This is a genomic window from Polynucleobacter sp., assembly GCF_040400325.1.
In the GTDB taxonomy this organism is placed as follows: domain Bacteria; phylum Pseudomonadota; class Gammaproteobacteria; order Burkholderiales; family Burkholderiaceae; genus Polynucleobacter.
Map to the genome: position 1 here is coordinate 1 of NZ_JBBAQK010000012.1, position 14,753 is coordinate 14,753.

A 14,753-nucleotide genomic window follows, 5' to 3' on the forward strand; every position below is an offset into this window, starting at 1 on the left:
CGAGGCCTTTTTTATTCATGAAATTTATAGACGAAGCTCGTATTGAAGTCATAGCTGGCCAAGGTGGCGCCGGGAGTGCTTCCATGCGCCGCGAAAAGTTTATTGAATTTGGTGGTCCCGATGGTGGCGATGGCGGTAAGGGCGGTAGCGTTTGGGCTATCGCTGATCGCAATATCAATACCCTCATTGATTACCGCTTCGCTAAAACTCATACCGCTAAAAATGGAGAACCTGGTCGTGGGGCTGATTGCTATGGCCGCGCAGGCGATGATATTGAATTGCGTATGCCTGTAGGTACGATTATTACTGACTATGACACTGGTGAGCCTATTGCTGACTTATCAACCCATGGAGAACGTCTGTGCTTAGCGCAGGGTGGTGTAGGCGGCTGGGGAAATATTCATTTTAAGAGCAGTACTAATCGTGCACCACGCCAAAAAACAAATGGCAAGCCAGGCGAGCGTCGTAAATTGAAGTTGGAGTTAAAGGTATTAGCAGATGTTGGTTTATTAGGGATGCCCAACGCAGGTAAATCTACTTTGATTACCGCGGTATCTAATGCGCGTCCAAAAATTGCTGATTACCCCTTCACAACTTTGCATCCCAATCTTGGGGTAGTGCGCGTAGGTAATGAGCGTAGCTTTGTGATTGCGGATATTCCTGGTTTGATTGAAGGAGCTGCTGAAGGTGCTGGATTGGGACATCGTTTCTTGCGCCATTTGCAACGTACTGGCGTCTTATTGCACTTGGTAGATATTGCCCCGTTTGACGAAAACATCGACCCGGTTGCTGATGCGAAGGCAATTGTGAATGAGCTACGTAAGTACGATGAAGCTTTGGTTGAGAAGCCACGTTGGTTGGTGCTCAACAAAGTCGACATGATTCCTGAAGAGGATCGTCAAAAAGTGCTTGCCAATTTTGTCAAAAATTTTAAGTGGAAGGGTCCTGTATTTGAGATCTCCGCTTTAACAGGCCTTGGTTGCGACAAGCTTTGTTATGCCTTACAAGACTATTTAGACTCTGTGCGTCGTAATCGTGATGATGCTGAGGAGCGCTTGGCTGATCCGCGCTACCAAGATCAAGTCGAAGATAAAACACCAGATTAAATACGTATTTGAATATTCAATTGATATGACTGTACAAAAACTAAAGCGCATTGTTGTCAAAGTGGGATCTAGCCTCGTTACGAATAACGGTGAAGGCTTAGATCATGCCGCGATTGCCTTATGGGCTGATCAAGTGGCCTTTTTGCTCAAGGCTGGCCATGAAGTATTGATGGTCAGCTCAGGCGCTATTGCTGAAGGTATGCAACGCTTGGCTTGGACCAAACGCCCCCAAGACATTCATCAATTGCAAGCTGCTGCTGCAGTGGGTCAAATGGGCCTAGTTCAAGTTTATGAAAGCTGTTTTGCACGTTTTAATTTACGTAGCGCACAAATTTTATTAACTAATGCAGATTTGGCGCATACAGAACGCAATGCCAATGCAAAAGCGACCTTAGAAACCTTACTCAAGTTAGGCGTAGTGCCGATCATCAATGAAAACGACACTGTTGTTACTGATGAAATTAAATTTGGTGATAACGATAATTTAGCTGCATTGGTTACCAATCTCATTCATGCTGATCTTCTGGTTATTTTGACCGATCAAGGCGGTTTGTACACTGCCGATCCGCGTCGAAATGCCAACGCCACTCTCTTAAGTGATGCTATTGCAGGCGACCCTGCTCTAGAAAAAATGGCAGGTGGTGCAGCGAGTGAGCTGAGTAAGGGTGGCATGCTAACCAAAGTACTGGCTGCTAAGCTTGCCGCTCAGACTGGCGCCTCTACTGTGATTACCTCTGGGCGCGAACCTCATGTTCTAACGCGTTTGTTAGCGGGCGAAAAAATCGGCACCTGCCTTAGGACAAATTAAGTCCCTATTAGTAGTATCAAAGTGGGGGAGGCGCGATACTGCCAGTAAAAGTATTGGGGTTTAGATTCCTCAGTATGTTTTGAATATTCTTTTCTTGAGTGGTCATATTGCAGAAAGCCCCTTGTGCTAAGGCTGCCTGATAGCGATTAGGAACGTGAGCGCTGATGCTAAGCCAGGCTGATAGGGGGTTTTCTTTCCAAAGACCATTTTCAAAGTTGCCATATAAACGCCACTGAAATGAGTCGCAACGAATCCCTTCGTATTGAGCTTGATTATCACCACTGGGATTAGTCATCACAACGATATAGCGCGTTACTCCATCTGCACCAATCAAAATAGAATTGGTATCCACTGCAAATTTGAAAATGGTAGCCCGTGAAACATAAAAGGGCTGTAAGGTGCTTTTATTTGGCGGATTCAGGGGCATAGCAGTCATACCCTCTTTAAAGATCGTTGGGGCAAATGGGTCCACTCCACTTTGAAGGGCGTCTCCCGCACAGGCTATGAGAGCTAAGCAAATAAATACGCTACAACAGTAGGATTTGAAGCGCTGGATCAGTAATGTCATTTTGATTTGTGGTCCGTATTGGGTTCTGGAGGATGCTCTTCTTGATTCGAGTAAAGCGATTGCATGAGATCAAGGGGGGTACCCCAGGCAAGTTGTTGCATTCGCAATCCGCGGGCAAGGTAACGCGCCAGTTCTGAAAGCGCAAGTTGATATACCTCTCTTTTGAAATCAATAACCCCGTCTAGTTGAACCCAGAAAGGCACCCAACGCCAGGCATCAAATTCAGGATGTTCTGAGGCGCGTAACTGTATATCGCTATCTAGGCCTACTAAGCGCAGTAAAAACCAGATTTGTTTTTGCCCACGGTAAGCGGCGCGATTGACCCGAGTGGCATGTTGACGACGTAAGTACTCTTCAGGGACGTCATAACGAAGCCAATCCCTAGTTCGTCCAATAATCTGGACGTGCTCTGACAGTAAGCCTACCTCCTCTTGCAATTCGCGAAACATGGCCTGCTCGGGGCTCTCACCATGCTGAATCCCGCCCTGCGGGAACTGCCACGAATGCTGCCCAACGCGTTTTCCCCAGAAAACCTCGTTACGGGCATTGAGGAGGACAATGCCGACATTCGGGCGATACCCTTCACGGTCAAGCATGATCGTGCCTCAAATCCTTTAATATCAATGATTTGATTATATCCATACATGAAAGCATCACAATCATTTCTCGCTACGCTAAAAGAAGCCCCTTCAGACGCTGAGGTGGTTTCGCACAAACTCATGGTGCGTGCAGGTTTAATTCGCAAGCTTAGTGCAGGTATTTACAACTATTTGCCCTTGGGTTTGAAAGTCATTCGCAAGGTGGAAAACATCATTCGCGAAGAAATGAATCGGGCTGGTGCTATTGAGCTATTGACGCCAATGATTCAGCCTGCTGAACTTTGGCAAGAGACGGGACGCTGGGACAAGATGGGCCCGGAGTTATTGCGTATTAAAGATCGCCATGATCGTGATTTTTTAATTCAACCAACTTCAGAAGAAGTTGTGACTGATTTAGCTCGCAATGAGATCAAGAGTTATAAACAGCTACCAGTCAATTTTTATCAAATCCAAACGAAGTTCCGCGACGAGCGTCGTCCTCGTTTTGGCATCATGCGTGGACGTGAGTTCAGTATGAAAGATGCTTATTCATTTGACCGTGATACCGAAGGCTTAAAAAAGTCTTACCAACTCATGTTTGATACTTACACACGTATTTTTAAACGAATGGGCTTACAGTTTCGGGCAGTGACAGCAGATAACGGTGCGATTGGGGGTTCGGGCAGTCAAGAGTTTCATGTGATTGCGGATACCGGCGAAGACGCAATTGTGTATTGTCCAAATTCAGACTACGCAGCCAATCTTGAGGCAGCTGAATCCTTGGCTCTAATTGCCACAAGAGCTGCAGCTAAAGCTGCGATGACTAAAGTGCCAACGCCCGATAAAACGAATTGTGCTGATGTGGCAAAGTTCTTAAATGTGCCGCTTGATAAGACAGTAAAGTCTTTACTCTTTGCGGCAGACCAAGAAAAAGGTCCAGCCAAAATCTTTATGTTGTTAGTGCGTGGTGATCATGAGTTAAATGAGATCAAGGCTAGCAAGATTCCAGGAATGACTGAGTCTCGCTTTGCCACCGAAGTAGAAGTCCTGCAAGCTTGTAATGCGCCAGCAGGTTACTTAGGTCCCGTAGGTGTTAGCTCGAATGTCACTGTGGTGGCTGATCGTACTGTTGCTAATATGTCTGATTTTATTTGTGGAGCAAACGCTGCAGGGCACCATCTTACTGGAGTGAACTGGGGCCGTGATCTACCAGAACCGATCGTGATGGATATTCGTAATGCAGTAGTCGGTGATCCATCGCCAGACGGAAAAGGGGTGGTAGATATTTGTCGTGGCATTGAAGTTGGTCACGTATTCCAATTAGGAACAAGCTACTCTGAAGCAATGGGATGTACGTATTTGGATCAACAAGGTAAAGCCCAAGCAATGGTGATGGGTTGTTATGGCATTGGTGTCACACGCTTACTTGGGGCAGCAATTGAGCAAGGCCATGATGAGCGCGGTATCATTTGGCCAATTTCGATGGCCCCATTTGAAGTGGTCATATGCCCCATGAACTACGATAGATCGGAGCTTGTTAAAGCTACAGCCGATCAACTCCATGATGAATTATTGGCGGCCGGTATCGACGTTATTTTGGATGACCGTGGTGAGCGTCCTGGTGCCATGTTTGCTGATTGGGAGTTGATTGGCGCACCATTCCGCGTCGTGATCGGTGATCGTGGTCTAGTAGATTCTGTAGTGGAATTTAAAGGGCGTACCGATGCTGAATCCCAAAATATCCCGCTAGCGGAGATCAAAGCAAAAGTGATCACTGCCGTTCAAGCAGCGAAGAACTCAATTCAATAAGTTTATTTTTTAAAGAGCCCGCCAAGACCTTTACCAGCCCCTTTTGCGGCCATCGACGCCATTGTGCGGGCCATCTTGCCACCTTTAAATTGTTTCATCATGGTTTGCATTTGTTCAAACTGAGCAAGTAGGCGATTGACTTCTTGTACTTCAACGCCAGCACCAGCAGCAATGCGACGTTTACGACTTGCCTTTAGTAATTCTGGTTTACTGCGTTCGCGCGGCGTCATACTGTCAATCATTCCTCGCATCCGCGTAGTTTGTTTGTCGGCATGATTGAGATTCGTTTTTGATGCTGCTTGAGCCATTTGGCTTGGGAGTTTGTCCATCAAGCTAGCCATACCGCCCATCTTTTGCATTTGTAAAAGTTGATCACGGAAGTCCCCTAGATCAAACCCGCCTTTAGAAATCTTGGTTGCTAACTTCTCAGCTTGAGCGACATCCACATGCTGTTGTGCTTGCTCAACGAGTGCGAGAATATCCCCCATACCCAGAATACGATTGGCCATACGCGCTGCATCAAAGGCCTCAAGGCCATCCATCTTTTCAGCCACCCCAATAAACTTGAGGGGCACGCCAGTGATAAGACGAACAGAAAGTGCAGCGCCACCGCGTGAATCACCATCTAGCTTGGTGAGAATGACACCGGTTAATGGCAAGGCCTCGTGGAATGCTTTAGCAGTATTGACAGCATCTTGACCAAGCATGGCGTCAACGACGAATAAGGTTTCTATAGGATTGAGGCTAGCATGCAATGTTTTAATTTCTTGCATGAGGACTTCGTCAATACCCAGACGTCCGGCGGTATCCACAAGCACCACATCAAAGTAGTGACGACGTGCCCAGTCTAAGGCGGCCAGAGCAATATCGTTCGGTTTTTGATTGATATTGCTTGGAAAAAACTCCGCACCAACTTGCTTGGTAACCGTTTCTAATTGCTCAATAGCAGCTGGTCGGTAGACGTCACAAGAAACGGTAAGTACTTTCTTCTTCTTTTTCTCTTGCAGCCATTTTGCTAATTTACCTACCGAGGTAGTCTTACCGGCACCTTGAAGGCCGGCCATCAAGATCACTGCAGGAGGCTGGGCAGCCAGATTAAGGTCGCCACTTTGATTGGTATCGCCCTGCATGACTTGGGTAAGCTCGCGTTGTACTACCCCAACTAATGCTTGACCAGGACTCAGGCTACCAACCACTTCCTCACCAAGGGCTTTAAATTTGATTTGCTCTAGCAAAGACTTCACTACCGGTAGGGCGACGTCAGCCTCCAGTAGGGCTAGGCGGATTTCCCGCAACATCTCGGCGGTATTGCTCTCTGTAAGGCGGGCTTGCCCCCGCATCGTTTTAACAACGCGCGATAGGCGATCGGTGAGGTTCTCTAGCATTTATCGATTAGACTTTCTATATGGATATTTTAGGTTACTCAAGTTTCGGTTGGCTCCCCCCAGCCCTTTATTTACTTTTACTGCTCTTTTTGAGTCAGAGAGCTAGGGCCGGCAAGGAATCCCCCTTATCTGCTGGGTTGATGCAAGCCTGTATTTTTGTGATTTTGCTACTTCATGGCATTGAATTACACGATTCCGTCTTTACACCCCAAGGTTTCATCTTTGGGTTTGCTCAGGACTTATCCTTGATTGCCTGGGTAGGCTTAGCGTTTTATTGGTTTCAATCCTGGTTTTTGCCAATCGCTAGCTTACTTTGGATGTCAATATTATTCGCTTTATTTTGTTCTCTTCTCCCGATCTTTTTCCCTGGGGTAGTCATCTCTCCTTTGGCTGTTTCAGATCCCTGGTTCAAAGCCCACTTTATTGCGGCAACCATCTCAGTGGGTTTATTAAGTCTAGCGGCTATGCAGGCTATGTTGATGAGTGTTTATGACCGTGCCTTACATCGTCAACTAGCCATTGTTCCCAATAGCCGTCTTGCACATTGGTTAGAAGATTTGCCGCCACTGATGATGATGGAAAGCCTGCTATTTAATTTGCTTTATGTTGGTTTTGGACTCCTAACGATGACCATTTTCTCTGGCCTATTCTTTTCACAGGTTTTATTTGGCAAGCCTTTCGTGTTCGACCATAAAACTATTTTTGCACTCATCTCCTGGTTCTTATTTGCCGGTTTACTGATCGCCCGTTGGTGGGTTGGTTTACGTGGCTGGGCTGCAATACGATGGGTATTGAGTGCTTATGTTGTTTTATTGCTTGCTTATGTTGGTAGTCGGTTTGTATTAGAAGTAGTTCTTCAGAAAGTATGACCTTTGTATAAGTGGCTACTATTTTTTTTAGGTAGTGGACTTTTTTACCTTTGGTTTAAGGGAAAAAAACAAGCCAAGGGAGTTGTTTGGAATCCCTTTGGCCCTAAGCCCCAAAACCCTAAGACTCTATCCGAGCCCGAAGCCATGGTGCCCTGTCAGCACTGCAAAGTGCATTTGCCAAAATCAGACTCTCTTATATTTGAAGACCGTTCTTATTGTTCTCGTGAGCACTTATATGCATTAGATGATCAGGGTTGGCTGGGAAACGCAGCCTGGCGAATATCCCCTAATCAGGACAATCGACCAGAAAAGATCACACTGGATTTGCTGGTAGTGCATCACATTAGCCTTCCACCAGGCGAATTTAGAAATCGGGATTGCAGCTCACACATAGTCGATTTCTTCCAAAATCAGCTTGACTCAAAGACACATCCATATTTTGAAGAAATCGCAGAACAAAAAGTTTCTAGCCATTTTTTAATTACCCGTTCGGGGCAATTAATTCAATTGGTTTCAACGCAACGCAAAGCTTGGCATGCCGGCCCGTCCTCATTCCTGGGAAGAGAAAAATGCAATGATTTTTCTATTGGGATTGAGCTAGAGGGTGATGGCGAAACCTTTTTTGAAGAGGCGCAGTATCAAGTTTTGGCAAAGCTAGTATCGGAGTTGACTAAAGCGTATCCAAAATTACAGCTTGCAGGTCACAGCGATATCGCGCCAGAACGAAAAACAGATCCAGGAAAATCTTTTGATTGGAAAAAGTTCCAAAAAGCCACAGGTCTTCCGATAGAAAAATTACCTTTTGGTTTGCATTCCCGCTAGGGCTAATTTTTATATGTGAGCAGATACTCACTTTTTAAGCCTTTATTTAAATAGGGAGTTGGAACACCGACTAAATTAAGCACAAAATCAGTGCAAACCTTAGCAAAAATACTTATAAATGTTGGTCAGAAAAAGCTTACCAAAGTTTAAATATTTCCCTATACTTAGTAGCTTATGCGCTTCAAGGCACTAGATGTAGTGTTTAAATCTCGCAATACCCCATTGTTTTTTAACGATATTTTGTCCAAATAACTATATAAATGCAGGAGCAACATGACATACGCTAATCCACAAGCAGCAGGCCAAACTTCTGGTATTGATCATCCAGGAATGAGTTCTGCAGGGGCTATTAGTCAGACCCCTTCTGCCGGTTTTGTGGCTGGTGGTGTTGGCGGTAATCAGGCAACTCAATTATCTGATTACAAAATTATTCGTCGCAATGGCTCAGTAGTCGCTTTTGAGCCATCCAAAATTGCGATTGCTGTAACGAAAGCATTTTTGGCGGTAAATGGTGGTCAAGGCGCTGCTTCTGCTCGTGTTCGTGAGCAGGTTGAGCAATTGACCCATGCTGTTGTGCGCGCTTTGTTACGTAGCCGTCCCAACGGCGGTACTTTTCATATCGAAGATATTCAAGATCAAGTTGAATTAGTTTTGATGCGTAGTGGTGAGCACAATGTGGCACGTGCCTACGTTTTGTATCGCGAAAAACGTAATCAAGAACGTGCTGCTCAACAAGAGGTTTCTCAGCAAACACAAACTGCAAATCAAGCCGGTGATTCTGGTATCAAAGTGACCGATAACGGTGAAGAGAAGTGGTTAGATATGGCCGCTTTACGCACCGTGCTTGAAGCTGCTTGTGAAGGCTTGGGAAATCATATTGATGCAACTCCAATCATTACCGAAACAATCAAGAATTTGTATGATGGTGTGCCAATGGCGCAGGTGTATGACTCCGCTATTTTGGCGTCCCGCACATTGATTGAAAAAGATCCTGCTTATAGCCAAGTGACAGCCCGCATTTTGATGCACGTCATTCGTAAAGAAATTTTAGGTAAAGAAGTCTTACAAGGCGATATGCAAGCTGAGTACGGAACTTATTTTGCTAAGTACATTAATGAAGGTATTTCTGCTGAGCTCTTAGATCCTCGTATGCGTGAATTTGATTTGCCTAGATTGGCCGCCGCCCTAAATGCCAGCCGTGACTTGCAATTTAACTACCTTGGTTTGCAAACTCTATACGACCGTTATTTCTTGCACATTGAGGATCGTCGTATTGAAATGCCACAAGCTTTCTTTATGCGGGTTGCAATGGGCTTATCCTTAAATGAGTTAGACCGTGAGCGTCGTGCGGTTGAGTTCTATGAAATCCTGTCTACATTTGATTTCATGTCCAGCACGCCAACTTTATTTAACTCAGCAACTACTCGTCCACAGCTTTCAAGCTGCTACTTGACGACTGTGGATGATGACCTTGATGGTATTTACGAGGCCCTAAAAGAAAATGCTTTGTTATCTAAGTTTGCAGGTGGATTGGGTAATGACTGGACTAATGTTCGCGCACTAGGAAGTCATATCAAGGGCACCAACGGAAAGTCACAAGGTGTTGTGCCATTTTTAAAAGTAGTGAACGATACAGCAGTTGCTGTGAATCAAGGCGGTAAGCGTAAGGGTGCGGTCTGCGCCTATTTAGAGACATGGCACTTAGATATTGAAGAGTTTCTTGAGTTACGCAAGAATACAGGTGACGACCGTCGTCGCACTCACGATATGAATACTTCTAACTGGATTCCTGATTTGTTCATGAAGCGCGTGATGGAAAACGGTGATTGGACCCTCTTCTCGCCATCTAATACTCCTGACTTGCATGATAAATACGGCAGAGCATTTGAAGAAGCTTACGTTGCTTATGAGAAAAAAGCAGATGCTGGCGAGTTGAAGCCATTCCGTCGAATTCCAGCGCAACAACTATGGCGCAAGATGCTTGGTATGTTGTTTGAAACAGGTCATCCTTGGATCACTTTTAAAGATCCTTGCAATATTCGTAGCCCACAGCAACATATTGGCGTAGTTCATTCGTCCAACTTGTGTACAGAGATCACCCTGAATACCAATGAGACCGAAATTGCTGTCTGTAACCTTGGCTCAGTAAACTTAACTGCTCATATGACAACCGATGCCAATGGCAAGATGATCTTGGATCACGAGAAGCTCCAAAAAACCGTACGCACCGCAATGCGCATGTTAGATAACGTGATTGATATCAACTACTACGCAGTAGCTAAGGCGCGTAACTCAAACCTCAAGCACCGTCCAGTTGGCATGGGCATCATGGGCTTCCAGGATTGCTTACATATGCAGCGCATTCCTTATGCTAGTGATGAAGCTGTGAAGTTTGCAGACTCCTCTATGGAATCAGTTTGCTACTATGCTTATCAAGCTTCATGTGAATTAGCTGAAGAGCGCGGCGTTTACAGCACCTATAAAGGTTCTTTATGGGATCGCGGCATTCTCCCGCAAGATTCAGTAGCGATGTTGGCCGCCGAGCGCGGCGGTTATGTAGAGGTAGATAACTCATCCACAATGGATTGGAGTGGTTTACGGGCGCGTATCAAGCAGCATGGTATGCGTAACTCTAATTGCGTGGCTATTGCCCCAACAGCAACGATTTCCAACATTATCGGGGTATCTGCTTGTATTGAGCCTACATTCCAAAACTTGTTTGTGAAATCGAACCTTTCAGGTGAGTTCACGGTAGTGAATGAGTATCTAGTACGTGATTTGAAAGATCGCGGTCTCTGGGATGAAGTCATGATTGCTGACTTGAAGTACTTTGATGGCACTTTATCGAAGATTGATCGTATTCCTCAAGATTTACGAGATTTGTACGCAACTGCTTTTGAAGTTGGACCAAGCTGGCTGGTTGAAGCAGCTTCCCGTCGTCAAAAATGGATTGACCAAGCTCAGTCACTGAATATTTACATGGGCGGCGCTTCTGGCAAGACATTGGACGACACCTATAAGTTAGCTTGGTTACGTGGCCTCAAAACCACTTATTACCTCCGTACGATGGCCGCAACCCATGTTGAGAAATCAACGGTTACTAGCGGTCAATTAAACTCTGTTTCTAGTGGCGGCGGTGTGAACGGTACCGATGCTGCAGCTGCAGCAAGTGCTGCTGGTGCAGCACAAGCAGATGGTCCAGCTTGCACAATGCGCCCAGGTGATGCTGGTTTTGAAGAATGTGAAGCATGCCAATAAGCAATTTGCTGATTGATTAAAAAAAAGAATTTAGGAGAAAGTTATGTTGAATTGGGATGAGGAAGTTGCTCCAGCACTAGCGAAAGCTGGTATTGCACCGCAACCAGTTGCAGTTGAGCGGCAACGCCCACTGCCAGATGAAGTGGCAATAGCACCGCAGACTGCAGCACCTGCGCCAGTAGCGGCCGCCAATTTATCCGGTGGAGCAGCCTTGCGTGTGAACGCTGCCGATAAGCGCGTGATTAATGCTAAGACTGATGTAAATCAGCTGGTTCCATTTAAATATAAGTGGGCTTGGGAAAAATATTTAGCTGGTTGTGCAAATCACTGGATGCCACAAGAGATCAATATGAACCGCGATATCGCGCTTTGGAAAGATCCAAACGGCTTAACTGAAGATGAGCGTCGGGTCATTAAGCGAAATTTAGGTTTCTTTACTACAGCTGATTCTTTAGCAGCTAACAATATTGTTTTGGGCACGTATCGTCACATTACTGCTCCAGAATGCCGCCAATACCTATTGCGCCAGGCTTTTGAAGAGGCAATTCATACTCACGCCTATCAATATATTGTCGAATCTTTGGGCTTAGATCAGTCAGAAATCTTTAATGCGTATCACGAGATTGACTCGATTCGCGCTAAAGATGAGTTCTTAATTCCGTTTATCGACGTATTAACTGACCCAAACTTTAAGACTGGCACATTAGAAAACGATCAAAAATTACTCCGTTCTTTAATCGTTTTTGCCTGCGTAATGGAAGGTTTGTTCTTTTATGTTGGTTTTACGCAAATACTTGCAATGGGTCGTCAAAACAAAATGACGGGGGCTGCTGAGCAGTATCAATACATCCTGCGTGATGAGTCTATGCACTGCAATTTTGGCATCGATTTAATTAATCAAATAAAGCTGGAGAACCCCCAGTTATGGACTTCTGCGTTCAAAGATGAGATTAAATCTATCTTCGAAAAAGCAGTCGAATTAGAGTACCGTTATGCCGAAGATACGATGCCTCGAGGAGTGCTTGGATTAAACGCGCCGATGTTCAAAGGATACCTAAGATACATCTGTAATCGTAGATGTTTGCAAATAGGACTTGACGCGATGTTCCCAAATGAAGAGAATCCATTTCCATGGATGTCAGAAATGATTGATCTTAAGAAAGAACGAAACTTTTTTGAGACACGCGTTATTGAGTATCAAACTGGTGGTGCGCTAAGTTGGGAGTAGTAAGGTAAGTAAACAGTGCACATCCGGTTAATTGGAGATTAGACGGTTGGATAGTTTAAGAAGTCAGCAAAACAAGACTCAAATCCGAAAACCCTTGATCAAGGGTGTATGGGCTACTCTCCCCATTTTTTCCACCACATTTAAGAAGCCGTTGTCCTTTGGGACCACGGCTTTTTTTCCAGGATTCATTAGCGTGCAGCACCTAGCATCAAGCCGCGCGCCGATGAATGGCTCGCTCGTCAGATCCAATCGGTTGCAAAACCAAGCGGAAATGAGTGGTCGGGTCTTCTTAATCGGTAGTTTGTACTAATCCTCACGTGAAGGAGTAACACACATGGCAACAAAGAAAAAACCTGCTGCAAAGAAACCAGCTGCTAAAAAAGTAGCTGCTAAGAAGCGTCCAGCTGCTAAGAAGCGTCCAGCTGCTAAAAAAGCTGCGGCCAAAAAGCCTGCTGCTAAGAAGCGTCCAGCTGCTAAGAAGCGTCCAGCTGCTAAGAAGCGTCCAGCTGCTAAAAAAGCTGCGGCCAAAAAGCCTGCTGCTAAGAAGCGTCCAGCTGCAAAGAAGCGCGTAGCAAAAAAAAAGTAAGTAAGCCTGCTGCGAAGAAAACGGGCTCTGCTGTAAAAAAGCCCGCGGCTAAGAAAGCTGCACCAGCGACCAGTGCGTTGAATCCTGCTGCTGCTTGGCCCTTCCCAACTGGCACACGTCCTTAAACAGACGGGTGTTACTTAAAGGGGTCTCTCACGAGACCCCTTTTTTATTACTGATTTTTTTTTGATATCAGTTAGTAGCTAAAGCCAAATGCTGTTTTAAATTGGCTGGCAATTTGATCTTGGCTTAATTGGTGATTTTGTGGTCCTTGATGGGTAATTTTGATCGAGCCCATCAGACTTGCTAAACGACCAGTCGTTTCCCAGTCCATACCATTTTCAAGTCCAAACAGTAAACCTCCACGGAATGCATCACCGCATCCAGTTGGATCAACCACTTTTGCTGCAGGCACGGGTGGGATAGAGATGCGCTTGCCATCGGTGTAGATGTCTGCGCCTTCTGCCCCTTTAGTGACAATCAGGGCTTTTACACGTTCAGCTACTTTTGCCAAGTGCAGGCCAGTTCTTTGAGAAAGCATTTCACCTTCATAGTCATTGACTGCTAAATAACTGGCAATATCAACCAATTCCAGAAGTTCCGGACCATTAAACATCGGCAGTCCTTGGCCTGGATCAAAAATGAACGGAATATTTGCTTCTGCTAGTTGGTGGCAGTGCTCCCACATCCCTTGGCGACCATCGGGCGCTACGATGCCAAACTGAGCAGCACCCTTTGTATTTTTGCTACGTTCTGCTACGACCGCAGAAACTTGGTTGAGGTGTGAGGCATCCATGGCACCAGGATGAAAAGCAGTAATTTGGTTATTGGCCTGATCTGTTGTGATCATGGCTTGGGCAGTAAACGCATCATCAATTTGGCGAATATGGCTCGCATCGATCTGCAGTTGCTTAAGACGGTCCATATAAGGGATTGCATCGCCACCGACTGTGGCCATGATGATGGGGTCGCCACCTAAGAGTCGGAGGTTATAAGCAATGTTGCCAGCACAACCGCCAAACTCACGGCGCATGGTTGGGACCAAGAAGGCCACATTGAGAATATGAATCTGTTCTGGCAGGATATGATCAGCAAATTTGCCTTCAAAGTTCATGATGGTGTCATAGGCGATCGAACCACAAATCAAGCTAGCCATAAATTACTTTCTACGAGAAATAAAGATAAAAGGGGGAATATAAAGATTATTGTGGATAAAGGACTCTTACACGATAACCTGCTGCATTTACCGGTAAAGACAAGGGTAATTGAGCATTGATCAGCTCACCAGAGGGCGCGCCTTTTAGTAAAAATTCTGGATGGGATGTTTGCCAAGCAATTGGTAACCATTCTTTTGGCGTTAATTGAATTGATTTGAGTTCAGATTCTTCAGCGTCAGTGAGAGAAATTTCTAAATTGGGGATCAAAACTGCAATTGCGAGACGATTTTGTATTTCAACTTCTAATACAGATTGATTTGGAGCGTTTTTAAGCCCCTCTCGCGCCTTTTCTAGCGATAGCGTAGCTAAAGTTATTTTCCACGCTGCAAAATCGCTTACAGGCCGATTGATGCAGCCTAAGGCCACACATAATTTTTGATCAATTCGATTTAATAGAGAAAAAGACTTTACTGCGATCCAAGAGGAGCTGCCATCCACTCTTGGTGCAATTGCAGGTAATAAAGAATTTCTGGAGAGATGTTCGCCAAATACCAATAGAAGTATCAGTAAGAGGCTAAA

Annotated in this window: 12 protein-coding genes and 1 pseudogene; 8 read left to right on the top strand and 5 right to left on the bottom strand. The window is 45.3% G+C overall.

Annotated elements, in window-relative coordinates:
- Positions 1 to 17 precede the first annotated feature (17 nt).
- Complete coding sequence (cgtA, locus tag ABWP14_RS09195; protein ID WP_353202720.1) at positions 18 to 1,106, top strand: Obg family GTPase CgtA; 1,089 nt, start codon at positions 18 to 20, stop codon at positions 1,104 to 1,106.
- A 25-nt stretch (positions 1,107 to 1,131) separates the two neighbouring features.
- Positions 1,132 to 1,905 (top strand): annotated as a pseudogene (proB, locus tag ABWP14_RS09200) (glutamate 5-kinase); the annotation flags it as partial.
- 25 nt (positions 1,906 to 1,930) lie between these two features.
- On the opposite strand, the gene ABWP14_RS09205 reads toward proB, so the two are convergent.
- Both ABWP14_RS09205 and ABWP14_RS09210 read right to left on the bottom strand, forming a co-directional pair.
- A complete protein-coding gene (locus ABWP14_RS09205; protein WP_353202672.1) occupies positions 1,931 to 2,482 on the bottom strand; it encodes a CNP1-like family protein in 552 nt (183 codons plus the stop codon).
- The gene (locus ABWP14_RS09210) at positions 2,479 to 3,078 is read right to left on the bottom strand and encodes an RNA pyrophosphohydrolase (protein WP_353202673.1); all 600 of its coding nucleotides are present in this window, start codon (positions 3,076 to 3,078) and stop codon (positions 2,479 to 2,481) included. Before ABWP14_RS09210 ends, ABWP14_RS09205 begins: the two co-directional genes overlap by 4 nt.
- Positions 3,079 to 3,126: 48 nt before the next feature.
- Between ABWP14_RS09210 and ABWP14_RS09215 the strand changes: the two genes are divergently transcribed.
- Positions 3,127 to 4,869 carry a proline--tRNA ligase gene (locus tag ABWP14_RS09215; RefSeq protein WP_353202674.1) on the top strand — a complete coding sequence of 581 codons (1,743 nt, stop codon included), beginning with the start codon at positions 3,127 to 3,129 and terminating at the stop codon, positions 4,867 to 4,869.
- A 2-nt stretch (positions 4,870 to 4,871) separates the two neighbouring features.
- Here ABWP14_RS09215 and ffh read toward each other — a convergent pair whose 3' ends face one another.
- Positions 4,872 to 6,254, bottom strand: coding sequence for a signal recognition particle protein (gene ffh, locus ABWP14_RS09220; protein WP_353202675.1), 1,383 nt, complete (start codon positions 6,252 to 6,254; stop codon positions 4,872 to 4,874).
- An 89-nt stretch (positions 6,255 to 6,343) separates the two neighbouring features.
- Between ffh and ABWP14_RS09225 the strand changes: the two genes are divergently transcribed.
- The 5 genes from ABWP14_RS09225 to ABWP14_RS09245 all read left to right on the top strand — a co-directional run bounded on the left by ABWP14_RS09225 (position 6,344) and on the right by ABWP14_RS09245 (position 13,017).
- The gene (locus tag ABWP14_RS09225; RefSeq protein WP_353202676.1) at positions 6,344 to 7,123 is read left to right on the top strand and encodes a cytochrome C assembly family protein; all 780 of its coding nucleotides are present in this window, start codon (positions 6,344 to 6,346) and stop codon (positions 7,121 to 7,123) included.
- A 3-nt stretch (positions 7,124 to 7,126) separates the two neighbouring features.
- Complete coding sequence (ampD, locus tag ABWP14_RS09230; protein ID WP_353202677.1) at positions 7,127 to 7,945, top strand: 1,6-anhydro-N-acetylmuramyl-L-alanine amidase AmpD; 819 nt, start codon at positions 7,127 to 7,129, stop codon at positions 7,943 to 7,945.
- A 330-nt stretch (positions 7,946 to 8,275) separates the two neighbouring features.
- Entirely contained in the window at positions 8,276 to 11,203 is a 2,928-nt protein-coding gene (locus ABWP14_RS09235; protein WP_502930174.1) for a ribonucleoside-diphosphate reductase subunit alpha, read from the top strand.
- Between the two features lie 43 nt (positions 11,204 to 11,246).
- Positions 11,247 to 12,431 carry a ribonucleotide-diphosphate reductase subunit beta gene (locus ABWP14_RS09240; protein ID WP_353202679.1) on the top strand — a complete coding sequence of 395 codons (1,185 nt, stop codon included), beginning with the start codon at positions 11,247 to 11,249 and terminating at the stop codon, positions 12,429 to 12,431.
- A gap of 334 nt (positions 12,432 to 12,765) precedes the next feature.
- Entirely contained in the window at positions 12,766 to 13,017 is a 252-nt protein-coding gene (locus ABWP14_RS09245; protein ID WP_353202680.1) for a hypothetical protein, read from the top strand.
- 196 nt (positions 13,018 to 13,213) lie between these two features.
- On the opposite strand, the gene ABWP14_RS09250 is transcribed toward ABWP14_RS09245, so the two are convergent.
- Positions 13,214 to 14,173 (bottom strand): carbohydrate kinase family protein, encoded by a 960-nt coding sequence (locus ABWP14_RS09250; RefSeq protein WP_353202681.1) that lies wholly within the window; start codon positions 14,171 to 14,173, stop codon positions 13,214 to 13,216.
- Positions 14,174 to 14,219: 46 nt separating this feature from the next.
- Positions 14,220 to 14,672, bottom strand: a complete 453-nt coding sequence (locus ABWP14_RS09255) for a DUF3426 domain-containing protein (protein ID WP_502930175.1) — start codon at positions 14,670 to 14,672, stop codon at positions 14,220 to 14,222.
- Positions 14,673 to 14,753: the final 81 nt, after the last annotated feature.